20 protein-coding genes are annotated in these 23,744 nt (G+C 65.3%); 15 read left to right on the top strand and 5 right to left on the bottom strand.

Features of this window, described 5'->3' with window-relative positions; translation table 11 throughout:
• The first annotated feature begins 45 nt into the window (after positions 1-45).
• From AB3X96_RS24610 to iscX, 7 genes are all read left to right on the top strand, one after another.
• Positions 46-1,269, top strand: coding sequence for an IscS subfamily cysteine desulfurase (locus AB3X96_RS24610; RefSeq protein ID WP_176108193.1), 1,224 nt, complete (start codon positions 46-48; stop codon positions 1,267-1,269).
• A gap of 72 nt (positions 1,270-1,341) precedes the next feature.
• Complete coding sequence (gene iscU, locus AB3X96_RS24605) at positions 1,342-1,755, top strand: Fe-S cluster assembly scaffold IscU (protein ID WP_013089817.1); 414 nt, start codon at positions 1,342-1,344, stop codon at positions 1,753-1,755.
• 81 nt (positions 1,756-1,836) lie between these two features.
• Positions 1,837-2,160 carry an iron-sulfur cluster assembly protein IscA gene (gene iscA / locus AB3X96_RS24600; protein WP_129959361.1) on the top strand — a complete coding sequence of 108 codons (324 nt, stop codon included), beginning with the start codon at positions 1,837-1,839 and terminating at the stop codon, positions 2,158-2,160.
• A 138-nt stretch (positions 2,161-2,298) separates the two neighbouring features.
• Complete coding sequence (gene hscB / locus AB3X96_RS24595; protein ID WP_176108194.1) at positions 2,299-2,826, top strand: Fe-S protein assembly co-chaperone HscB; 528 nt, start codon at positions 2,299-2,301, stop codon at positions 2,824-2,826.
• Between the two features lie 181 nt (positions 2,827-3,007).
• A complete protein-coding gene (gene hscA, locus AB3X96_RS24590) occupies positions 3,008-4,879 on the top strand; it encodes a Fe-S protein assembly chaperone HscA (protein ID WP_368591770.1) in 1,872 nt (623 codons plus the stop codon).
• Between the two features lie 146 nt (positions 4,880-5,025).
• Positions 5,026-5,367, top strand: coding sequence for an ISC system 2Fe-2S type ferredoxin (fdx, locus tag AB3X96_RS24585; RefSeq protein ID WP_176108196.1), 342 nt, complete (start codon positions 5,026-5,028; stop codon positions 5,365-5,367).
• Between the two features lie 15 nt (positions 5,368-5,382).
• Positions 5,383-5,580 (top strand): Fe-S cluster assembly protein IscX, encoded by a 198-nt coding sequence (gene iscX, locus AB3X96_RS24580; protein ID WP_008922031.1) that lies wholly within the window; start codon positions 5,383-5,385, stop codon positions 5,578-5,580.
• 113 nt (positions 5,581-5,693) lie between these two features.
• On the opposite strand, the gene AB3X96_RS24575 is transcribed toward iscX, so the two are convergent.
• The 5 genes from AB3X96_RS24575 to AB3X96_RS24555 all read right to left on the bottom strand — a co-directional run bounded on the left by AB3X96_RS24575 (position 5,694) and on the right by AB3X96_RS24555 (position 12,583).
• Entirely contained in the window at positions 5,694-6,437 is a 744-nt protein-coding gene (locus tag AB3X96_RS24575) for a glycine zipper 2TM domain-containing protein (RefSeq protein WP_368591769.1), read from the bottom strand.
• 343 nt (positions 6,438-6,780) lie between these two features.
• Complete coding sequence (gene lysS / locus AB3X96_RS24570; protein ID WP_368591768.1) at positions 6,781-8,352, bottom strand: lysine--tRNA ligase; 1,572 nt, start codon at positions 8,350-8,352, stop codon at positions 6,781-6,783.
• Between the two features lie 174 nt (positions 8,353-8,526).
• A protein-coding gene (gene prfB / locus AB3X96_RS24565; RefSeq protein WP_013089810.1) for a peptide chain release factor 2 occupies positions 8,527-9,631 on the bottom strand; the annotation gives its coding sequence in 2 pieces (ribosomal slippage) (positions 8,527-9,549 and positions 9,551-9,631; 1,104 coding nt in all).
• Between the two features lie 110 nt (positions 9,632-9,741).
• Positions 9,742-11,448, bottom strand: a complete 1,707-nt coding sequence (gene recJ, locus AB3X96_RS24560) for a single-stranded-DNA-specific exonuclease RecJ (RefSeq protein WP_368591767.1) — start codon at positions 11,446-11,448, stop codon at positions 9,742-9,744.
• Positions 11,449-11,464: 16 nt separating this feature from the next.
• On the bottom strand, positions 11,465-12,583 hold the full coding sequence (locus AB3X96_RS24555) for a regulator (RefSeq protein ID WP_368591766.1): 1,119 nt from the start codon (positions 12,581-12,583) through the stop codon (positions 11,465-11,467).
• Between the two features lie 306 nt (positions 12,584-12,889).
• Here AB3X96_RS24555 and AB3X96_RS24550 point away from each other — a divergent pair, with 306 nt between their 5' ends.
• From AB3X96_RS24550 to eno, 8 genes are all read left to right on the top strand, one after another.
• Positions 12,890-14,143 (top strand): lipoprotein-releasing ABC transporter permease subunit, encoded by a 1,254-nt coding sequence (locus AB3X96_RS24550; RefSeq protein ID WP_368586049.1) that lies wholly within the window; start codon positions 12,890-12,892, stop codon positions 14,141-14,143.
• Positions 14,136-14,891, top strand: a complete 756-nt coding sequence (gene lolD, locus AB3X96_RS24545; protein ID WP_368591765.1) for a lipoprotein-releasing ABC transporter ATP-binding protein LolD — start codon at positions 14,136-14,138, stop codon at positions 14,889-14,891. The genes AB3X96_RS24550 and lolD overlap by 8 nt, the downstream gene beginning before the upstream one ends.
• A gap of 137 nt (positions 14,892-15,028) precedes the next feature.
• Complete coding sequence (locus AB3X96_RS24540) at positions 15,029-15,817, top strand: TatD family hydrolase (protein WP_176108202.1); 789 nt, start codon at positions 15,029-15,031, stop codon at positions 15,815-15,817.
• Between the two features lie 113 nt (positions 15,818-15,930).
• Complete coding sequence (locus tag AB3X96_RS24535) at positions 15,931-18,561, top strand: DNA internalization-related competence protein ComEC/Rec2 (RefSeq protein WP_368591764.1); 2,631 nt, start codon at positions 15,931-15,933, stop codon at positions 18,559-18,561.
• A 117-nt stretch (positions 18,562-18,678) separates the two neighbouring features.
• Positions 18,679-19,482, top strand: coding sequence for an alpha/beta fold hydrolase (locus AB3X96_RS24530; protein WP_368591763.1), 804 nt, complete (start codon positions 18,679-18,681; stop codon positions 19,480-19,482).
• Positions 19,483-19,625: 143 nt separating this feature from the next.
• The gene (locus AB3X96_RS24525; protein ID WP_176108205.1) at positions 19,626-21,287 is read left to right on the top strand and encodes a CTP synthase; all 1,662 of its coding nucleotides are present in this window, start codon (positions 19,626-19,628) and stop codon (positions 21,285-21,287) included.
• The gene (kdsA, locus tag AB3X96_RS24520; RefSeq protein ID WP_368591762.1) at positions 21,284-22,138 is read left to right on the top strand and encodes a 3-deoxy-8-phosphooctulonate synthase; all 855 of its coding nucleotides are present in this window, start codon (positions 21,284-21,286) and stop codon (positions 22,136-22,138) included. The genes AB3X96_RS24525 and kdsA overlap by 4 nt, the downstream gene beginning before the upstream one ends.
• A 215-nt stretch (positions 22,139-22,353) precedes the next feature.
• Complete coding sequence (gene eno / locus AB3X96_RS24515) at positions 22,354-23,637, top strand: phosphopyruvate hydratase (protein WP_368591761.1); 1,284 nt, start codon at positions 22,354-22,356, stop codon at positions 23,635-23,637.
• The last annotated feature ends 107 nt before the right edge of the window (positions 23,638-23,744 follow it).

Genomic DNA, 23,744 nt, shown 5'->3' with positions numbered 1-23,744 from the left:
TATCGAATCCAGAAGCCAGAGCACATGACGTCCCCGGAGCAATTGATGAACAACGACTCTCTCCATCTGCCCATCTACATGGACTACAGCGCCACGACGCCGATCGATCCGCGTGTGGTGGACAAGATGATCCCGTATCTGCGTGAACAGTTCGGTAACCCCGCGTCGCGTAGCCACGCTTATGGCTGGAACGCCGAACGCGCGGTCGAGGAAGCGCGCGAGCAGGTCGCAGCGCTCGTGAACGCCGATCCGCGCGAAATCATCTGGACCTCGGGTGCGACGGAGTCGGACAACCTCGCTCTGAAAGGTGCCGCGCACTTCTACAAGAGCAAGGGCAAGCACATCGTCACGGTGAAGACCGAGCACAAGGCCGTGCTGGACACCACCCGCGAACTCGAGCGCGAAGGCTTCGAAGTCACCTATCTGGATGTCAAGGACGACGGTCTGATCGACCTCGACGCATTCAAGGCGGCGCTGCGCCCGGACACGATTCTGGTGTCGGTGATGTCGGTCAACAACGAGATCGGCGTGATCCAGGACATCGAGGCGATCGGCGAGATCACGCGTGAAAAAGGCATCATTTTCCACGTCGACGCGGCGCAGGCCACCGGCAAGATCCAGATCGATCTGCAGAAGCTGAAGGTCGACCTGATGTCGTTCTCGGCGCACAAGACCTACGGCCCGAAGGGCATCGGCGCGCTGTACGTGCGTCGCAAGCCGCGCATCCGGATCGAGGCGCAGATGCACGGCGGCGGCCACGAGCGCGGTATGCGTTCGGGCACGCTCGCGACGCACCAGATCGTCGGCATGGGCGAAGCGTTCCGTATCGCGCGTGAAGAGATGGCGACCGAAAACGAGCGCATCCGCATGCTGCGTGACCGTTTGCTCAAAGGCTTGTCGGAAATCGAGGAAGTGTATGTGAACGGCGACATGGAAAAGCGTGTGCCGCACAACCTGAACATCAGCTTCAATTTCGTCGAAGGCGAATCGCTGATCATGGCGGTGAAGGACGTCGCGGTGTCGTCGGGTTCGGCGTGCACGTCGGCGTCGCTGGAGCCGTCGTACGTGCTGCGCGCGCTCGGCCGCAACGACGAACTGGCGCACAGCTCGATCCGCTTCACGGTGGGACGCTTCACGACCGAGCAGGAAATCGACTACGTGATCAACCTGCTGAAGACGAAGATTTCCAAGCTGCGCGATTTGTCGCCGCTGTGGGAAATGCACAAGGACGGCATCGATCTGTCGACCATCCAGTGGGCCGCGCACTGACGCGCCCGCTGAACGAAACCGACATCGAACGTTCATCGGATTGCAGGTTGAAACGAATCAAGGAGTGTAATCATGGCTTATAGCGACAAGGTCCTCGACCACTACGAAAACCCGCGCAACGTCGGTTCCTTCGCCAAGGACGACGACACGGTCGGTACCGGCATGGTCGGTGCGCCGGCCTGCGGCGACGTGATGAAACTGCAGATCCGCGTCGGCGCGGACGGCATCATCGAAGACGCGAAGTTCAAGACCTACGGCTGCGGCTCGGCCATCGCGTCGAGCTCGCTCGTCACCGAGTGGGTGAAGGGCAAGACGCTAGACCAGGCCATGTCGATCAAGAACACGCAGATCGCCGAAGAACTGGCACTGCCGCCGGTGAAGATCCACTGCTCGATCCTCGCGGAAGATGCGATCAAGGCAGCAGTCGCCGACTATAAGCAGCGTCACGGCGAAGCGGCGGTCGCCGAAGACGGCAAGGCCGCCTGAGCAGCAACAAGGTAAGAACGAAGCAACCGGTGAGCGCGGCGCGAACAAGCGCGCCAAGCACACCGGCAACTGAGAAACGTTATGGCAATTACGTTGACCGAAAAGGCAGCACAGCACGTCCAGAAGTATCTGACCCGCCGTGGTAAAGGCATCGGGTTGCGCGTCGGCGTGCGCACCACCGGTTGCTCGGGCCTCGCCTACAAGCTCGAGTACGTGGACGAACTCGCGCCGGAAGATCAGGTCTTCGAGACAGGCGGCGTGAAGGTCGTGGTCGACCCGAAGAGTCTCGCGTATATCGACGGCACGGAGCTCGACTTCGCGCGCGAAGGGCTGAACGAAGGCTTCAAGTTCAACAACCCGAACGTGAAAGACGAATGCGGCTGCGGCGAGTCGTTCCGAGTCTAGATTCGTTACTTTCCGCGTGCGGCGGATCAAAGGCGGCGCGGGCCGCCTTTTTAGTTTGATCCGTGCGCGCGTGAAGCGCTCACGCCTGACACGGCCCAACGTTTCCACACCAGGTTTTCATCAACGGACTTTCATCCGATGGCATCGCTGAACGACAGCCACTTCGATCTGTTTGGTCTGCCGGCGCAATTCGCGCTCGACGCGAGCACGCTCGATCACGCGTACCGCACCGTGCAGGCGCAAGTGCATCCGGACCGCTTCGCGGCGGCCGGCGATGCGCAAAAGCGTATCGCGATGCAATGGGCGACGCGCGCGAACGAGGCGTATCAGACGCTGCGCGATCCGCTCAAGCGCGCGACCTATCTGCTGTCGCTGCGCGGCATCAACGTCGGCGCGGAGAACAACACGGCGATGGAGCCCGCGTTCCTGATGCAGCAGATGGAGTGGCGCGAGAACATCGAGGACGCGGCCGCGGCGAAGAACGTCGACGCGCTCGACGCGCTGCTCATCGAGTTGCGCGACGAGGAACGTCAGCGCTTCGACAAGCTCGGCGCATCGCTCGATAGCGGTGCGAATCAGGCGGCGGCCGAGGCGGTGCGGCAGATGATGTTCATCGAACGCGTCGCGTCGGAAATCGACGCGCAGATCGAGCGGCTCGAAGGCTAGCCCGGTTTCGTGCGGCGCGCGCAAAAAGCGCGGCGCCGGCAAGCAGCAACACGCCGAAGCAGCACCGGCAGGCAGCGATGTAGCAAGCGACAAACAAAAACCAGAGCGGCCGCGAGCCGTGGCATCACCCCCAGCAACGCGAACATTCAGGACGGGGCACAACGTCCCCGAGAAGATCCAGATGGCCTTACTGCAAATCTCCGAACCCGGCATGGCGCCGGCGCCTCACCAGCGGCGTCTGGCGGTGGGTATCGATCTCGGTACCACCAACTCCCTCGTCGCCGCCGTGCGCAGCGGCCTGCCCGATGTGCTGCCCGACGAAGACGGGCACGTGCTGCTGCCCTCGGTGGTGCGCTACCTGGAACAGGGCGGCCGTCGCATCGGCCGCCGGGCGAAGGCCGAGGCCGCCAGCGACCCGCGCAACACGATCGTGTCGGTCAAGCGCTTCATGGGCCGCGGCAAGGCCGAGGTGGAGGGCGCCGAAAACGCGCCGTACGACTTCATCGACGCACCCGGCATGGTGCAGATCCGTACTGTGGACGGCGTGAAGAGCCCGGTGGAAGTATCGGCTGAAATTCTCGCGACGCTGCGCCAGCGCGCCGAAGACACGCTCGGCGACGAACTGGTCGGCGCGGTGATCACGGTGCCCGCATACTTCGACGAAGCGCAGCGCCAGGCGACGAAAGACGCCGCTCGCCTCGCGGGGCTGAACGTGCTGCGTCTGCTGAACGAACCGACCGCGGCCGCGATCGCCTACGGTCTCGACAACGGCGCCGAAGGTCTGTACGCGGTCTACGACCTCGGCGGCGGCACCTTCGACTTGTCCATTCTTAAGCTCACCAAGGGCGTGTTCGAAGTGCTGGCGGCGGGCGGCGATTCCGCGCTCGGCGGCGATGACTTCGACCATGCGCTGTACCGCCATGTGCTCGAACAGGCCGGCATCGCGCCGCAGACGCTCGCGCCGCACGACGTGCGCCTGCTGCTCGATAGCGTGCGCGAGGCCAAGGAGGCGTTGTCGAGCGCGCCGCAGGCTGATCTCAAGCTCGCGCTTTCCAACGGCACCGCGCTCGATCTGACGATCGACGAAGCCACTTTCGAGACCATCACGGCCGAGCTGGTGCAACGCACGCTGGGTCCGACGAAGAAGGCGCTGCGCGACGCGAAGGTCACCACGAAGGAGATCAAGGGTGTCGTGCTGGTTGGCGGCGCGACGCGCATGCCGGTGATCCGCCGCGCGGTCGAGGCGTTCTTCGGCCAGGCGCCGCTCGTCAATCTCGATCCGGACCAGGTCGTCGCGCTCGGCGCGGCCATCCAGGCCGATCTGCTGGCCGGCAACCGCGGCGGGGAAGGCGACGAGTGGCTGCTGCTCGACGTGATTCCGCTGTCACTCGGCGTCGAGACGATGGGTGGTCTCACCGAGAAGATCATTCCGCGCAACTCGACGATTCCAGTCGCGCGCGCGCAGGATTTCACGACCTTCAAGGACGGTCAGACCGCGATGGCGATTCACGTCGTCCAGGGCGAGCGCGAGCTCGTCAGCGATTGCCGTTCGCTCGCGCGCTTCGAGCTGCGCGGCATTCCGCCGATGGCCGCGGGCGCCGCGCGCATTCGCGTGACCTATCAGGTCGACGCCGACGGCCTGCTGTCCGTGTTCGCGCGCGAGCTCGCGTCGGGCGTGGAGGCGTCGGTCGTCGTGAAGCCTTCGTATGGCCTCGCCGACGACGACATCGCGCGCATGCTCGAAGACAGCTTTTCGACCGCTGAAATCGATATGCGGGCGCGCGCTCTGCGCGAGGCGCAGGTCGAAGCGCAGCGTCTCGTCGAAGCGACCGACGCGGCGCTCGCCGCCGACGCCGAGCTGCTCGACGACAGTGAACGCGCCGAACTCAACACGCTCCTCGCCGCGCTGCGCAAGGTCGCGCCCGGCGAGGACGTCGGCGCGATCGAAGCCGCGACGAAGGCGCTCGCCGAAGGCACCGACGAATTTGCCGCGCGCCGCATGAACAAGGGGATTCGCCGCGCGCTGTCGGGCCGCAAGCTCGACGAGATCTGAACGGGCGAACGAACCGCGAACGTCGCACGAATCACCGGAGCGCGCCGGCTGGACTTAAAAAGTCCGCGCGGCGCCAGTAAAATGGTACGGAGCCTGCACGCGGCATTGCTGGCAGCCGCTGTGCCTCAGACCCAAACGGAAACTGTATGCCTCAAATCGTTGTGCTGCCTCACGTCGAACTGTGCCCGGAAGGCGCGCTGATCGACGCCGTTCCCGGCAAGAGCATCTGCGACAACCTGCTCGATAACGGTATCGAAATCGAGCATGCGTGCGAGAAGTCGTGTGCATGCACGACCTGTCACGTGATCGTGCGTGAGGGTTTCGCCGCCTTGACGCCGTCCGAGGAAGACGAGGACGATCTGTTGGACAAGGCATGGGGGCTCGAACCGGCTTCGCGCCTGTCGTGCCAGGCGATCATGCCGGACGAGCAGGATCTGGTCGTCGAAATTCCGCGTTACTCGATCAATCACGCGAAGGAAAACCACTAACAGGAGGGCGCCGCCATGAAGTGGACCGATACGCAAGAAATCGCGATGGCTCTGACCGACAAGCATCAGGATGTCGATCCGCAGCAGGTGCGTTTCACCGATCTGCATCGCTGGGTGATGGAGCTCGAAGGCTTCGACGACGATCCGAACCGCTCCAGCGAAAAGATCCTCGAAGCGATTCAGGCGGCGTGGATCGAAGACGCGGATTATTGAACGCGCGTTCGAACTGATTCATCGAACCTGCAAAGAAAAGGCGATTCCGATGGAATCGCCTTTTTTCATGGCTGCGTCGACGAGAGTGGAGCGCGTGAGTGACGCGGCCGATGTCAGTCGGCGACGAGACCGCCGTTCTGCACGCGCACCCGCTCGCCGTCGTGGAACGGCGGCGCCTCGTGATAGGTGAAGTAGCGCGTCTTGCCGTCTTCCATGTGCACGCGCACCGAATACGACGTCGTGCTGCGCAGATGTTTTTCGACCGAGTTGCCGGCGAGCCCGCCGCCGAGCGCGCCGAGCAGCGTCATCGCGGTACGCCCGCCGCCGGCCCCGAACTGGTTGCCGACGACGCCACCGGCCACCGCGCCGCCGACCGCGCCAATACCGGTGCCATGTCCTTCATGCCGAACTGCAGAGATCGCGACGACCGTGCCGCAAGTCGAGCAATGAGCGGCTTGTGGCGCCGGCTGCTGCGCGTACTGGGGCGCTGCTTGCGGCCCGGGTTGTTGCGCGTACTGCGCCTCAGGTGCGGCCGGCGCCTGTTGCTGCTGCGCGTATTGCTGTTGCTGCGCCGGGGCCGGGGCTGGGGCGGGCTGCGCAGCTTGCTGGGCCTGAACCTGCTGCTGTTGCGCGGATGGATTGACCGGTGCGGCCGAATCGACGACGCCCGGCACTTGCGTGCTGACCTGCGCGGCCTGTGTCTGATCGTTCTGTGCGCCGTTGCCCGACGCCTTCGGGAACACGCCGGTGATCGCGGCGGTAGCGACGAGACTTGCAACGAGCACCGCGCCGGCGGCGACCGCGATCAACGGATGAAGACGACGTGGCTGCGTGGGTTGATGAGTAGGGGTGTCCATGTGGGGCCTCCGCTTCTGACAGAGCCGACTGCCTATGAGACTGAGTGTCGGGCAATTCGATCCCGGCAGCGTTTCCATTTGTAACCGGCTCGAAGGCGGCCTCGGGCGTGGGCTGGTGGCCTCTGCGCGGCGCGCCTTGTGTCAGCAAGCTTTCAAGACTGTTGCGACCACGGCGATTTGCGCGCACTGGCGCGGCTTTTACCGCCGGTTACAAAACGACTGCTCGCAGAAACCGGTCCCGCCAAGCGAAAACGCGTATAAAAAACGCCCGGCATCGACCGGGCGCTCTTCAAAACCATCACATTGCACGCGAAGCGCAACGACTACTCGCGCTTAGCGTCGCTCAATCTTCGCGACGCAGATGCGGGAACAGAATCACGTCGCGGATGCTCGGGCTATCGGTCAGCAACATCACCAGGCGGTCGATGCCGATACCGCAGCCGCCCGCCGGCGGCATGCCGTATTCGAGCGCGCGGATGTAGTCCGCGTCGTAGAACATCGCTTCCTCGTCGCCGGCGTCCTTCTGATCGACCTGTTTCTTGAACCGCGCGGCCTGATCTTCCGGATCGTTCAGCTCGGAGAAGCCGTTGGCGATTTCGCGGCCGGTGATGAACAGCTCGAAGCGCTCGGTGATGCCTTCCACCTTGTCCGACGCACGCGCGAGCGGCGACACCTCGATCGGGTAGTCGATGATGTAGGTCGGCTCCCACAGTTGCGACTCGGCGGTCTCTTCGAACAGCGCCAGCTGCAGCGAGCCGATGCCCGCGTTCAGGAACTGCGGCTGCGACGCATCGACACCGAACTTCTTCAGTTCGGCGCGCAGGAACGTGCTGTCGCCGAGCTGTTCGTTCGTGTATTGCGGCGCGTATTTCTGGATCGCCTGCGTGATCGTGAGGCGATGGAACGGCCTCGACAGATCGAGCTCGCGGCCCTGATAGGTGATGGTGGCCGTGCCGAGCGCATCGATCGCGGCCTGGCGGATCAGCTGCTCGGTGAAGTCCATCAGCCACTTGTAGTCGGTGTAGGCCGCGTAGAACTCGATCATCGTGAATTCCGGGTTGTGGCGCACGGACACGCCCTCGTTGCGGAAGTTACGATTGATTTCGAACACACGCTCGAAGCCGCCCACCACCAGACGCTTCAGATACAGCTCCGGCGCGATGCGCAGGAACATCTGCATGTCGAGCGCGTTGTGGTGCGTCGAGAACGGCTTGGCCGCCGCGCCGCCCGGAATCGGGTGCAGCATCGGCGTTTCGACTTCCATGAAGTTCGCATCGGCCATGTACTTGCGGATCGACGAAATCGCCTTCGTGCGCGCGACGAACGTGCGGCGCGTCTCCGGCGTGACGATCAGGTCGACATAGCGCTGGCGGTACTTCATTTCCTGGTCGGCGAGACCGTGGAACTTGTCCGGCAGCGGACGCAGCGACTTCGACAGCAGACGCAGCTCCGTGCAGCGCACCGACAGCTCGCCCTTGTTGGTGCGGAACAGTATGCCGCGCGCGGCGACGATGTCGCCCATGTCCCACTTCTTGAACGCGTCGTAGGTTTCCTGGCCGACGTCGGCCGGCGTGATGAAGAACTGGATCTGACCCGAGCCATCGCGCACGGTCGCGAAGCTCGCCTTGCCCATCACGCGTTTGAGCATCATGCGGCCGGCGATCGCGACTTCGAGCGGATTCGCTTCGAGCGCTTCCTTGTCGGCGTGCTCGTACTGCGACTGCAGATCTTCGGCGTGGTGCGTGGGACGGAAATCGTTCGGATAGGCGACGCCTTGCTCACGCAGCTCGCGCAGCTTTTCGCGGCGCTCGGCGATGATCTTGTTGTCGTCCACTTCGGGCACGACAGTCGGCTGGGCGGCATTCGGCTGGGCGGCATTCCGCTGGGCCGCATTCGGCTGGGTCGGTTCAGTCATGATGATTTGGTATTCGGTGGCCCGCCGCGGCGTGCGCCGCAAAGCGGGAAGCCAGTCAGTGTAGAAACCTCAGGCGGTACTGAAAAAACGGCAAAGAAACAGCTAGAAGCAACGCAAAAGCAGCAACGAAGAAGGCGCGGCACCGATCGCTGAACGTGGCCGCGCCGTGCGCGCTTAGACGCCCTGTTTCAGGCTCGCGCTGATGAACGGATCGAGATCGCCGTCGAGCACGCTCTTCGTGTTGCTGATTTCGACGTTGGTGCGCAGATCCTTGATGCGGCTGTTGTCGAGCACGTACGAGCGGATCTGATGGCCCCAACCCACATCGGTCTTGCCGGCTTCGAGCTTGTCCTGCTCGGCCTGACGCTTGCGGATTTCCGCTTCGTACAGGCGCGATTTCAGCATCGCCATTGCTTCGGCGCGGTTGCGGTGCTGCGAGCGGTCGTTCTGGCACTGCACGACGATGCCCGACGGCATGTGCGTGATACGCACCGCAGAGTCGGTCTTGTTGATGTGCTGACCGCCTGCGCCGGAAGCACGGTACGTGTCGATGCGCAGATCGGCCGGGTTGATCTCGACTTCGATCGAGTCGTCGATTTCCGGGTACACGAACACCGACGAGAACGACGTGTGACGGCCGCCCGATGAATCGAACGGCGACTTGCGAACGAGGCGGTGCACGCCGGTTTCGGTACGCAGGAAGCCGTACGCGTATTCACCTTCGATCTTGATCGTCGCGTTCTTGATGCCGGCGACGTCGCCTTCGGTCTGCTCGAGCACTTCGGTCTTGAAGCCCTTGCGCTCGCAGTAGCGCAGATATTGGCGCAGCAGCATCGACGCCCAGTCGCACGCTTCGGTGCCGCCGGCGCCGGCCTGGATGTCGAGAAAGGCGTTGTTGGGGTCGGCCGGGTTCGCGAACATCCGGCGGAATTCCATGTCGGCGACGCGCGCCTCGATGGCCTGGGCATCGGCTTCGCAGGCGAGCAACGTTTCGTCGTCGGCTTCTTCGCGCGCCATGTCGAACAGGTCTTGCGCGTCGTTCACGTCGTTGGTGATCGACGTGAGTTTGCCGACCGTGTCGTCGAGCAGCTTCTTTTCCTTACCGAGTGCCTGGGCGTGCTTCGCATCGTTCCAGACGTCCGGGTCTTCGAGTTCCCGGTTGACTTCGATTAGACGCAGTGCTTTGTCGTCGTAGTCAAAGATACCCCCGTAGGTCGTCCGCGCGCTTGCGCAGGTCGGCCAGAGAGGCTTCGATCGCGTTGAGACGTTCCGCTTCCATGTCGATCTTTTATAGCTTCGTAAAAAGGAGAAATTATAGCCGATCGGCACGCCGCGCCGGAGTCCCGCGGGCGATCCGGCGCGTGTTCGCACTTGATTTTGCGGAAGATTTCAGCTCGCCGCGTGCTCGACGATCAATTGCACGCGCGACACGCCGTTCCATGTGTCGCTCGCGAGCCGGTAGGCGACGGTGGTGCGCGCGGGCAGCGTATCGGTGTGATTGAACCAGATCGCGTTGAAGCGCTGGCGGCCGCGCAACAGTTGCAGCTTCAGGTGCTTGTCCTTCACGAGCGCCTGCGACGCGACCTCGAATTCGCCCGAGAACACCGGCGCCGGAAAGCCCTGGCCCCATACGGCCGCATCGAGCATCTCGACGAATTGCGGCGTGAAGTACGCGTCTTCCAGCTCGCCGTCGGTTTCGACGGTGCGCGCGAGCGCCTCCGCGGACAGCCATTCGCGGCCGACCGCCTCGAAGGCGGCCGTGAAGCGCGGCACGTTCGCGGCGGCGATCGTCAGGCCCGCGGCCATCGCGTGGCCGCCGAATTTGACGATCAGGTCCGGTTCGCGCTTCGAGATCAGATCGAGCGCGTCGCGCAGATGGAAGCCCGCGATCGAGCGGCCCGAGCCCTTGACGAGCACGCCGGTATCGTCGGCGGGTGCGAACGTGAACGACGGGCGGTGGAATTTCTCCTTCAGCCGTCCGGCGACGATGCCGATCACGCCTTGATGCCAGCCCGGATTGAACAGCGTGATCGTGGTCGCGCCGTCGGGATCGACCGTCGACAGGTCGTCCAGTGCCTGCTGCTGCATGCCGGCCTCGATTTCGCGGCGCTCGCGGTTCATCGAGTCGAGCTGCTGCGCGAGCTCCCACGCGCGGCCGACGTCGTCGGTGGTCAGGCATTCGATGCCGAGCGACATGTCCGACAGCCGTCCCGCCGCGTTCAGGCGCGGTCCCAGCGCGAAGCCGAGGTCGAAGCCGGACGCGTTGCGCGCATCTCGCGCGGCGGCGCGAAAGAGGGCGGCGATGCCCGGCTGCATGCGACCCTTGCGGATGCGCTGCAGACCTTGCGCGACCAGCACGCGGTTGTTGCCGTCGAGCTTGACGACATCGGCGACGGTGCCGAGCGCGACCAGATCGAGCAGGCCGTCGAGGCGCGGTTCGGGCAGCGCATCGCCGAACGCGCCGCGGCAGCGCAGTTCGGCGCGCAGCGCGAGCAGCACGTAGAACATCACGCCGACGCCGGCCAGACACTTGCTCGGGAACGTGCAGCCCGGCTGGTTCGGATTGACGATCGCGCGCGCGGCGGGCAGTTCGTCGCCGGGCAGGTGGTGGTCGGTGACGAGCACGTCGATGCCGAGCGCGTTGGCGGCGGCGACGCCGTCGACGCTCGCGATGCCGTTGTCGACGGTGATCAGCAGATCGGGCTTGCCCGTAGCGCCGCGCGCCGCCAGCTCGACGATGTCCGGCGTGAGCCCGTAGCCGTGCTCCATGCGGTTCGGCACCAGATAGTCGATGCGCGCGCCGAACATGCGCAGTCCGCGCACCGCGACCGCGCAGGCGGTCGCGCCGTCGCAGTCGTAGTCGGCGACGACCAGCATGCGGCGCTGTTGCTGGAGCGCGTCCGCGAGCAGCGCGGCGGCCGCGTCGCAGCCCTTCAGTTCGACGGGCGGCACGAGCCGCGCGAGGCCGGTCTCGACCTCTTCGGGCAGGCACACGCCGCGCGATGCGTACAGGCGCGCGAGCACCGGATGCATGCCGCAGCGGATCAGTACTTCGGCATCGACGGGGGAGCAGGGGCGCGTAACGATTCGGGTCATGCGGAAGGGCCGTGGATCATTCGATGAAAAGCGAGGCCAGCACGCGCCGCCGCCAGAATTTGCGCAGATCGCCGCGCGTGACGGTCAGCGTCACCGAGCCGGTGTCGCCGCACAGCGTGAGGTCGAGTTCGGCGAGTTCGCCCGCCTGCAGCGCCGCGAGCGCCGGCTCGAACCAGTCGGTCTGCAGCGCGGCGAATGCCTGGTTCCAGCGCGCCCAGTCCTGTTCGATGTAGGGCGCGGAGAATGGATCGAGTTCGACGAGTGTCGCGCCGCTGCCGTTGCTTGCACGGCGCAGCGCCGCCGGCAGTTCGCGATACGACGCCGGCGGCGCGCCTGGCGTGATCCCCGCGCTGAGCGCGAGGCCTCGCGTCGCGGCGGCGTCGGACAGCACCTGCGCGAACGGACTGCGCACCGGCCGCGCGGCGCCTTGCGCGTAAAACCAGATCGAGTTGACGGCCGGCAGCCCGCGTGCCTCGCGCGCCTCGTTGACCGGATGCTCGAACCATGCCATCTGCACTTCGTTCTGCAGCTTCATCCATGCGCGCGAGCGTTCGCCGGAATGCGCTTCGTGGGGCAGCCAGATCTCGATGTTGCGGCCGCTCGCGCGCAACGGCGACGCGCCCGCGAGCGTGCCGAACGCGTCGCTCGACAGATACCAGCGGGTCGGTTTCGGCGCTTCGATGCGAACGCCGAGTTCCTCGATCAGCGGACGCGCAAGCGCGAGCAGCGTGGCCGCTTCGTCGTCCGACAGATCGAGCGACGCGGGATCGATCAGCACCAGGTGGTCGTGCGCGATGTGCACGTGCACCGGCTGCACGCAGGCCCACGTCGCGCTGCCGGGTTCGCCGCCGTCGGCGCGCAGCATGTAGGGCGCGAGCGGGGCTTCGTCGGCGGCGGCCGAGGCGCCCGCCGTGCCATCGGGCAGCGCGCCGAATTGTCGCGCGACCCAGCGCTCGTGCGGCAGCGTGCGCTGAAAATCTTCGCCGATCACGCGTTCGATCAGCGTCGCGCGGGCGATCAGCCTGTCGAGGGCGGGGCTCTGGATGTCGTGAAGCGCTGTGGAGGCGTCGGCCGCGGCGGGCAGCGCGAAGGGCAGCAGAAGATGGAGGCGGTCGGCAGGCATGATGCTGCGCATTGTAGGGCAAACGGTGCGAGTATTTCGACGAAGCACGGTCGGTTTGTCGATCGCGAACCGAGGCATGAGCTTTGCGCGAGCCGGCGGCATTGTGTGGCAAACTTCGCGCTTGATCGCTGGGCGCGGCAGGGGCGGCGCGCCGTGCAGCCACGCCTCCATGCGCCGGCGGAGCCGCACGGCGGCTGGGCGGGCGAGGAACGATCCGCGCCGCCCCGAGCCCAACGATCACGACGCTCGGGCCGCTCGGCGCACGCTCGCTGTCCGCCGCTCCCGACACACAGTCGAAGAACGCACAAAAGGATTCGCTTGAAATTTCCCTACGAATGGCAGATTGGCTGGCGCTACACACGCGCCGGCAAACGCACGACCGGCAACGGCTTCATCTCGTTCATCGCGCTGGTGTCGATGTCGGGCATCGCGCTTGGCGTCGCGGCCCTGATCGTGGTGCTGTCGGTGATGAACGGCTTTCAGAAAGAGGTGCGCGACCGCATGCTGTCGGTGCTCGCACACGTCGAGATCTTTTCGCCGACCGGGTCGATGCCCGACTGGCAGCTGACCGCGAAGGAAGCGCGGCAGAACCAGCAGGTGATCGGCGCGGCGCCCTACGTCGAGGCCCAGGCGCTGCTCACGCGCCAGGATGCGGTGAGCGGCGTCGCGTTGCGCGGCATCGAGCCGACGCTCGAACCGGAAGTGTCCGATATCGGCAAGGAAATGAAGGGCGGCAAGCTGACCGACCTCCTGCCCGGCGACTTCGGCATCGTGCTCGGCGCCGATCTCGCGGCCAACCTCGGCGTGCAGTTGAACGACAAGATCACGCTCGTCGCGCCCGAAGGCACGATCACGCCGGCCGGCATGCTGCCGCGCCTGAAGCAGTTCACGGTGGTCGGCATTTTCGAGTCGGGCCACTACGAATACGACAGCACGCTCGCGCTGATCAACATCAAGGACGCACAGGCGCTGTTCCGGCTGCCCGCGCCGACCGGCGTGCGGCTGAGGCTCACCGACATGCAGCGCGCGCCGGAAGTCGCGCGTCAGCTCGCGCGCACGCTGTCGGGCGATCTGTACATTCGCGACTGGACCCAGCAGAACAAGACCTGGTTCTCGGCGGTGCAGATCGAGAAGCGCATGATGTTCATCATCCTGACGCTGATCATTGCGGTGGCCGCGTTCAATCTGGTGTCGTCGCTGGTGATGACGGTGACCAACAAGCAGGCCGATATCGCGATCCTGCGCACGCTCGGCGCGCAGCCCGGCTCGATCATGAAGATCTTCGTCGTGCAGGGTGTGACGATCGGCTTCATCGGCACGGCGACCGGCGTCGCGCTCGGCTGCCTGATCGCGTGGAGCATTCCGTGGCTGGTGCCGATGATCGAGCATCTGCTCGGCGTGCAGTTCCTGCCGCCGTCGGTGTACTTCATCAGCGAGCTGCCGTCCGAGCTGGTTCCGGCCGACGTCGCTCGCATCGGCATCATCGCGTTCGTGCTGTCCGCGCTCGCGACGCTGTATCCGAGCTGGCGCGGCGCGAAGGTCCGTCCGGCGGAGGCGCTGCGCTATGAATGACCGCCTCGTCCATCCCTCAACCGATTCATCCATGAACGCTCAGGACCCGGCATCGTATCCGTACGTGCTCGAAGCCACCGGTATTTCCAAATCGTTCGTGCAGGGTGGCCTGAACGTGCAGGTGCTCAACAATGCTGAGCTCGCCGTGCGGCGCGGCGAGAAGCTCGCGATCGTCGGCGCGTCGGGCTCCGGCAAGAGCACACTGCTGCACGTGCTCGGCGGTCTCGACGATCCGAGCGCGGGCGAGGTGTCGGTACTCGGCAAGCCGTTCACGAAGCTCTCGGAGCGCGAGCGCAACGACCTGCGCAATCGCGCGCTCGGTTTCGTTTATCAGTTTCACCATTTGCTGCCGGAGTTTTCCGCGCTCGATAACGTCGCGATGCCGCTGCGAATTCGTCGCGAGACGACCGAAGTCGCGCGCCGTGAGGCGATGGCGGTGCTGGAGCGCGTCGGCATGGGGCATCGCGCGAAGCATCGGCCGGGCGAGCTGTCGGGCGGCGAGCGTCAGCGTGTCGCGATCGCGCGCGCGCTCGTCACGAAGCCCGCCTGCGTGCTCGCCGATGAGCCGACCGGCAACCTCGACGGCGGCACCGCCGACACCGTGTTCAACCTGATGCTCGAACTGTCGCGCACGCTCGAGACGAGCTTCGTGATCGTCACGCACGACCCGGAATTGGCGGGGCGCTGCGATCGCATCATGCGGCTGCGCGACGGCGTGCTGCACGAAGAACCGCCGGTGCCGGTCTGAACCCGGGTTGAGCCCGGGTTGAGCCCGGGTTGAGCAAAACCCCGGCACGGTCGTTGCGGGTGGTCCGCGGATGACCGACCGCCGCCGACAACCGCCAGACCACCTTCGGTTCGGTTCCATTGCCAGCGAGACAACCCATGTGGATCGATACGCACTGCCATCTCGACGCTTCGGAGTTCGACGCCGATCGTGACGCGGTCGCGGCGTCCGCGCGCGATGCGGGCGTGTCGCGCATCGTGATCCCGGCGATCGGGCGACAGAACTTCGCGGCGGTGCGCGAGCTCGCGCACCGTGTTGACGGCGGCGCGTACGCGCTCGGCATTCATCCCATGTACACGCCAGGCGCCGTCGACGCCGACCTCGACCTATTGCGCCTGGAGATCGAGGCGAGTCTCGACGATCCGCGCTTCGTCGGCATTGGCGAGATTGGGCTCGACTTTTTCGTCGACGGTCTCGACGATGCGCGCCAGCAATTTTTCTACAACGGGCAGTTGCAACTCGCGCGCGAGTTCGATCTGCCGGTCATCTGCCACGTGCGCAAATCGCAGGATCAGGTGATCGCGGGACTGCGCCGGCATCAGATCCATCGCGGCATCGCGCACGCGTTCAATGGCAGTTTCCAGCAGGCTCGGGCTTATATCGATCAGGGCCTGCATCTTGGGTTCGGCGGCAACCTGACGTTCGAGCGCGCGCGGCAGATCCGCCGACTCGCCGAACAGCTGCCATTCGACGCGCTGGTCGTGGAGACCGACGCGCCCGATATCGCGCCGTCGTGGATGTACAGGCAGCGCAATTCGCCAGAGCAGATTCCGGCGATCGGCGCGAGTCTCGCGCAACTGCGCGGTGTCACTTCCGACGCAGCAGCCCTTGGCACAACGGCTAACGCGCTCGCCGCGCTGCCGCGACTCGCGCTTTCCTCTGCATAATCGATTCCGTTGATCGAAAGGGTTCGCGCCGGGCGACACCCATGCCCGGCGGGCTCGCTGCTGCCTGCTCGCCGGCGCGTGACGACGCCCGGCGCCAGTGGCGCGGAGGGCGGATGCGGGCAGTCTGGTGCGGGTTTGCGTTGGGCGTGATCTGGCTGCAGCAGCAGGCGGTGTTGCCGGGTGCGGGCGGATGGTGGGCGTTGATACTGGCCGGCTCAACGGCGGCTTGCGTTGCCGTGTGGGGTTTGCGTGGCGATAGGGTGGGTGCGGCGTGCCGGCTCGAATACGAGCGGCGCTTTTCGAACCAGTTCGCTAGCCGCACATGGCGTGATGTCCGCATGCGGCGGGTCGCCGGTTGGGGCGCCGTGTGGTGCGCGGCGATCTGCGTCGGTTTCGGATATGCGGCTCTGCGCGCTCATACGCGGCTCGCCGTGAGTCTGCCGCATGAGTGGGAGGGGCGCGATATCGAGGTGGTCGGCACTATCAACGGATTGCCGACGCGCGATGACAAAGGCGCGCGCTTCCTGTTCGACGTCGAGACGAACGATGCGCGGCTGGCTGCCTTCCCGCGCATGATCCAACTCGCCTGGATCGCGCGCGGCGCCCCGGCGCCGCGGCTCGAACCGGGCGAGCGCTGGCGTCTGACCGTGCGCCTGAAGCGCCCGCACGGCAACGCGAATTTTGGCGTGCGCGATGCCGAGGCGAGTCTGCTCGCGCGCAACGTCCGCGCGACTGGTTACGTGAGCGTGCCGGAGCATGCGCGACGCCTCGCCGGTCGCGCGCGCGGGCTCGCCGTGCTGGTCGACCGGTGGCGCGCCGCATTGCGCGCGCGTATCGACACGGTGCTCGCCGATGCGCCGCATCGCGGCATCGTCGTCGCACTCGCGGTCGGCGCGCAGGACCAGGTGAGCCCCGCCGACTGGCAATTGATGCGCGGCACCGGCACGAGTCATCTGGTGGCGATTTCGGGCTTGCACATCGGCCTGGTCGCGGGGTTGACCGGCTGGCTCGCGGCAGCAGTCTGGCGACGCTCGGGCTGGCTCGGCCGCAACTGGCCGCTGCGCCTGCCCGCGCAGCTCGTCGGCGTGACGGCGGGGGCGCTGTTCGCCGCGCTGCATGCCGCGCTCGCGGGCTTCAACGTGCCGGCGCAACGCGCGCTGTGGATGACCGCACTCGTCGCGCTGGCGTTCGTCGGTGGCCGGCAACTGGCGCGCTCAACGGTGCTCGCGTGGGCGCTCGGGCTCGTGCTGCTGGTCGATCCGTGGGCGGTCGTGTCGGCCGGATTCTGGCTGTCGTTCTGCGCGGTCGGCGCGATCCTGTTCGCGATGGCGGGGCGGCCGCGCGTGCGCGGTCCACAGGCGTCCCTTCGGCATGAAGACGAAGAGGGCGGCGCGGCGCATGGTAGGTGGCTGGCGCTGCGTCCTGACTTGATCCGGCATCTGCGTGCCTTCGCCGAACGCTTGCGCAGCGCCGCGCACGTGCAGTTCGCGGTGACGGTCGCGCTTGCGCCGCTGACCGCCTACTGGTTCGCGCAGATTCCGCTCGTCGGTCCGCTCGCGAATGCGTTCGCGATTCCGTGGGTGAGCGCGCTCGTCACGCCGGCGGTGCTCGCGGGCGTCGCATTGCCCGCGCCGCTCGACGCGTTCGCGTGGCGCGCCGCGCACACGCTGCTCGATGGTCTCGTGGCCGGCCTGGAGCTGGTGTCGGGACCGCGCTGGACATTGTGGTGGTTGCCGCAGCCGCATGCGTGGGCGCTCGCCGCGGCGGCAGTCGGTGTGCTGTGGTGTCTCGCGCCGCGCGGCTGGCCGTTGCGCTGGGCGGCGCCGCTGACGTGGCTGCCGCTGCTGATGCCCAGCGCAAACGGCGCACTCGCCGAGCCATCGGGCGCGTTCCGTCTGACTGCGCTCGATGTCGGGCAGGGCACGTCGGTGCTCGTGCAGACCGCGCATCACGCGTTGCTGTTCGATGCCGGCCCCGGCCCGGAATCGACGCATGCTGGCGAGCGAGTGGTGGTGCCGTTCCTGCAGGCGCAAGGTGTGACGATGCTCGATACGCTGATGATCAGCCACGACGATTCGGATCATTCGGGCGGCGCGCCGGCAGTACTCGACGCGATCGAGGTGCGTCAGCTGGTGGCCGGACTGAAGCCGGACAATCCGCTGTGGCCGAAGGCGAAGCAGCATGGCACGCGGACGCTGCCGTGCGTGGCGGGGCAGCGCTGGCAGTGGGACGGTGTCGAGTTCGCCGTATTGTGGCCGGACGCCGGGGCGCTCACCGGCAAGGCGAACGAACATTGCTGCGTGTTGAGAGTCAGCACGTTGCCCGCCACCAATGCAGGCCACGCGGCGTTGGTCGGTGCGAACGCGCCGCGTTTCGCGGCTCTGCTGACCGCCGACATCGAAGCGCCGACCGAACGCGCGCTGCTCGCACGCGATCGCGAGATGTTACGCGCGCAAGTATTGATAGTGCCGCATCATGGCAGCAAGACCTCGTCGACCGAACCGTTCCTCGACTCTATCGATCCGTCCATCGCATTATTTCAGGTAGGCTACGAGAATCGTTTTCATCATCCGAACGCGGGCGTGCTCGCGCGCTATGTGGCGCGTCATATCGAGCTCGCGCGCAGCGATCGGGATGGCGCCGTCAGGGTCGACGTCGATCCGGGCGCGCGCGGTGAGGAGGGCGCCGCGCTCACGCTCGAGCGCTATCGCGACACGCGGCGCCGCTACTGGATGGAGCCCTGAGCGCGTCGCCGCTCAATGAGCGCAACGGCGCAGACAACGGGCGCAAGCAGCGGTATAAGCAGCGGCACAGACGAAGAACCCGCCCGCGCGTAAAAAACACAACGGAGATTGCCGCAGTTGAAAAACATCATCCATTTCTCGCACGCGAACGGCTTTCCGGCCTCGACTTACCGGACCATCTTCGCCGAACTCTCCGACGACTACGAGGTGCGCTCGATCGAGCGGATCGGTCATGATTCGCGCTTTCCGGTCACGCAGGACTGGCCCCATCTGGTCGACCAACTGCTCGACGATATCGCGCGCAAGTACGAGCAGTCAGTGTGGCTCGTCGGGCATTCGCTCGGCGGTTATCTGTCGCTGATGGCGGCGCTGAAAAAGCCGCAGTGGGTGAGGGGCGTCGTGATGCTCGACTCGCCGGTGATCGCCGGCTGGCGCAGCAGCATGCTGCGCGTGTCGCAATGGACCGGGCTCGACGAGCGGCTGTCGCCGGCCGCCGCGACGCGCAAGCGCCGCACGCAATGGGCTAGCCGCGACGAAGCCTGGCGGCACTTCCATTCGAAACCCGCGTTCGCGCGCTGGGACGAGCGCATGCTGTCCGACTACATCGACTTCGGCATTCCGCAGAGTTCGCCCGACGGCACCCGCGTGCTCGCGTTCGATCGGCGCACCGAATACCAGATCTACCGAACTTTGCCGCATACGCTCGGCGCGCGGCTCGCGCGCGGCGCGGCGGTGCCGGTCGGGTTCATCGCCGGCACGCACTCGAAGGAAATCCGCCAGGTCGGTCTCGACGCGACGCGGCGCGCGACCGGCGGGCACGTCGAGTGGATCGAGGGCAGCCATCTGTATCCGATGGAAAAGCCGATCGAAACCGCGCGCGCGGTGCAACGCATGTTGCGCGAGCTGGAGCGAACCGCCTGACGCGCTGCGCGCACGAAGCGGGCCCCAAACTGCTGCGCCGGCTACCACGCGAGGCGGCATCGGCGCGCGGCGGGCGGGTCGTTTTTTGCTGGGTCGGGACCATCCTTTACGGTATAATCCGTTTTTCCCGCGAGCATCCAGCGATGACCAAATATGTTTTCGTCACCGGCGGCGTAGTATCTTCCCTCGGCAAGGGTATTGCCGCCGCTTCCCTCGCCGCGATCCTCGAATCGCGCGGTCTTAAAGTCACCCTCCTCAAGCTCGATCCCTACATCAACGTCGACCCCGGCACGATGAGCCCGTTTCAGCACGGCGAAGTGTTCGTGACGGAAGACGGAGCGGAAACCGACCTCGACCTTGGCCACTACGAGCGCTTCATCAGCACGAAGATGCGCAAGGCCAACAACTTCACCACGGGCCAGATTTACGAATCGGTGATCCGCAAGGAACGCCGCGGCGATTATCTCGGCAAGACCGTGCAGGTCATTCCGCACATCACCAACGAAATCCAGGCATTCGTCGAACGCGGCGCAGCTTCTGCAACGTGCGGCGAGCCGGATGTCGCGATCGTCGAAGTGGGCGGCACGGTGGGTGACATCGAATCGCTGCCGTTCCTCGAAGCCGCGCGTCAGATGAGCCTGCGCCTCGGCCGCAACAGCGCGTGTTTCGTGCACCTGACGCTGGTGCCCTGGGTCGCCACGGCCGGCGAGCTCAAGACCAAGCCTACCCAGCACAGCGTGCAGAAGCTGCGCGAAATCGGCATCTCGCCGCACGTGCTGCTGTGCCGCGCCGACCGCCGCATTCCGGACGACGAGCGCGCGAAGATCTCGCTGTTCTCGAACGTGCCCGAAGACGCGGTCATTTCCGTGTGGGACGCAGACAGCATCTACAAGATTCCGCAGATGCTGCACGACCAGGGTCTCGACGCGATCATCTGCGAGGAGTTGAAGCTCACGCCGAAGGCCGCCGACCTTTCCATGTGGTCCGACCTCGTCGAGAAGCTGCAGAACCCGAAGCACGAAGTGACGATCGGCATGGTCGGCAAGTATGTCGATCTGACCGAGTCGTACAAGTCGCTGATCGAAGCGCTGCGTCATGCGTCGATGCATACGTCGACGCGCGTGAACATCGAGTACATCGACTCCGAAGAGATCGAAACGCAAGGCGTCGAAAGTCTCAAGCATCTCGACGCGGTGCTCGTGCCGGGCGGCTTCGGCCGTCGCGGCACCGAAGGCAAGATCGCCGCGATCCGCTACGCGCGCGAAGCGAAGGTGCCGTATCTCGGCATCTGCCTCGGCATGCAGCTCGCGGTGATCGAATTCGCGCGTGACGTGGTCGGCCTGAAGGACGCGAACAGCACCGAGTTCGATCAGGAAACGAAGAATCGCGTGGTCGCGCTGATCACCGAGTGGTACGACCGCGAAGGCCGCGTCGAGAAGCGCACCGAAGAATCGGACCTCGGCGGCACGATGCGTCTCGGCTCGCAGCGCTGCCCGATCAAACCCGGCACGCTCGCCGAAGAGATCTATGGCACGGACGTGAACGAGCGTCATCGTCACCGTTATGAGGTGAATAACCGTTTCGTGCCCCAGCTCGAAGGGGGTGGCCTCATCATTAGCGCCCGTACCCCGAGCGAGGATCTGCCGGAAATGATGGAACTGCCGCGCAGCATGCACCCGTGGTTCGTCGGCGTGCAGTTCCATCCGGAATTCACGTCCACGCCGCGTGACGGTCATCCGCTGTTCAAGTCGTTCGTCGAAGCGGCGCTCGCGCATCAGCAGTCGAGGGTCGAGGAGAAAGCATGAAACTGGGCGATTTCGAAATCGGGCTCGACAAGCCGTTTTTCCTGATCGCCGGTACCTGTGTCGTCGAATCCGAACAGATGACGATCGACACGGCCGGCCGCCTGAAGGAAATCTGCGCGAAGCTGAACATTCCGTTCATCTACAAATCGTCGTACGACAAGGCCAACCGCAGCAGCGGCAAATCGTTCCGCGGTCTGGGCATGGACGAAGGTCTGCGTATCCTGTCGGAAGTGAAGCGCCAGCTCGGTCTGCCGGTGCTGACCGACGTGCACGCCGAGCACGAGATCGAGCAGGTGGCGTCGGTCGTCGACGTGCTGCAAACGCCCGCGTTTTTGTGCCGTCAGACGGACTTCATCCACGCGTGCGCACGCTCGGGCAAGCCGGTCAACATCAAGAAGGGCCAGTTTCTCGCGCCGCACGACATGAAGAACGTGATCGACAAGGCGCGCGACGCCGCGCGTGAAGCGGGTCTGTCGGAAGACCGCTTCATGGCGTGCGAGCGCGGCGTGTCGTTCGGCTATAACAACCTCGTGTCGGACATGCGTTCGCTCGCGATCATGCGCGAGACCAACGCGCCGGTCGTGTTCGACGCGACGCACTCGGTGCAGTTGCCGGGCGGTCAGGGCACGAGCTCGGGCGGCCAGCGCGAATTCGTGCCGGTGCTCGCGCGCGCCGCGGTGGCGGTCGGCGTCGCGGGCCTGTTCATGGAAACGCACCCGAATCCGGCGCAGGCGAAGTCGGACGGGCCGAACGCGGTGCCGCTCAATCGCATGGCCGAGCTGCTCGAGACGCTCGTCACGCTCGACCAGGCCGTCAAGCGTGGCCCGTTCCTCGAAAGCGACTTCAACTGATTCAGGTGTGCGCCGCGTGTCACGATTGCTCTCGATAATCGACCCGCGGCGTTTTCGCATAATGGTCGTCGAACGTATCGGCGCGCGAGTTGTCTGTCGGGGAGACCGGCGGGTGCTTTGCATGGGACCGGAGTAGGCGCTAAAGCACCAACCCCGGATCGACAGCGCGATACAGTGTCAGAGTAAAGAATTCAACGTCATCCTTTGAGGAAACCATGAGTGCTATCGTAGACATCATCGGTCGAGAGATTCTCGATTCGCGAGGCAACCCCACCGTCGAATGCGACGTGCTGCTCGAGTCGGGCACGATGGGCCGCGCAGCCGTGCCGTCGGGCGCGTCGACCGGCTCGCGCGAAGCGATCGAACTGCGCGACGGCGAAGCCGGCCGCTACGGCGGCAAGGGCGTGCTGAAGGCCGTCGAGCACATCAACACGGAAATCTCCGAAGCGATCATGGGTCTCGACGCGTCCGAGCAGGCATTCCTCGACAAGACGCTGCTCGAGCTCGACGGCACCGACAACAAGTCGCGCCTAGGCGCGAACGCGATGCTGGCCGTGTCGATGGCCGTCGCGAAGGCCGCCGCTGAAGAAGCCGGCCTGCCGCTGTACCGCTATTTCGGCGGTTCGGGCGCGATGCAACTGCCGGTGCCGATGATGAACATCGTCAACGGCGGCGCGCACGCGAACAACAGCCTGGACATCCAGGAATTCATGATCGTGCCGGTCAGCCAGCCGAGCTTCCGCGAAGCGCTGCGCTGCGGCGCCGAAGTGTTCCACGCGCTGAAGAAGATCCTGTCGGATCGCGGCATGAGCACGGCAGTCGGCGACGAAGGCGGCTTCGCGCCGAATTTCGGCAGCAACGAGGAATGCCTGTCCACCATTTTGCAAGCCATCGAGAAAGCGGGCTATCGCGCCGGTGAAGATGTGCTGCTCGCCCTCGACTGCGCGGCCAGCGAGTTCTACCACGACGGCAAGTACCAGCTCGCGGGCGAAGGCCTGCAGCTGTCGTCGACGGAATTCGCGGATTACCTCGCGAACCTGGCGGACAAGTTCCCGATCGTGTCGATCGAAGACGGCATGCACGAAGGCGACTGGGACGGCTGGAAGACGCTGACCGACAAGCTCGGCGACAAGGTCCAGCTGGTCGGCGACGACCTGTTCGTCACGAACACGCGCATCCTGAAGGAAGGCATCGAGAAGGGCATCGCGAACTCGATCCTGATCAAGATCAACCAGATCGGCACGCTGACGGAAACCTTCGCGGCGATCGAAATGGCCAAGCGCGCGGGCTACACGGCCGTGATTTCGCATCGCTCGGGCGAAACCGAAGACTCGACGATCGCGGACATCGCCGTCGGTCTGAACGCCGGCCAGATCAAGACCGGTTCGCTGTCGCGTTCGGATCGCATCTCGAAGTACAACCAGCTGCTGCGTATCGAGGAAGATCTCGGCGATATCGCAAGCTACCCTGGCAAGTCGGCGTTCTACAATCTGCGCTAAGCGTTTTCGCCAGATTGTTCACGCCGATCGATGAGCCGGTTATCCTTCGTTTCTGATTGACTTCGCCGCCCTGCGTATAGCGCAGGGCGGCGCGTATTTATTGTGCT

Source organism: Paraburkholderia sp. BR13439 (assembly GCF_040948805.1).
In the GTDB taxonomy this organism is placed as follows: Bacteria; Pseudomonadota; Gammaproteobacteria; order Burkholderiales; family Burkholderiaceae; genus Paraburkholderia; species Paraburkholderia youngii.
Note: the sequence above shows the minus strand (reverse complement) of the source record. Positions and strands in the feature narration are given on the sequence as shown.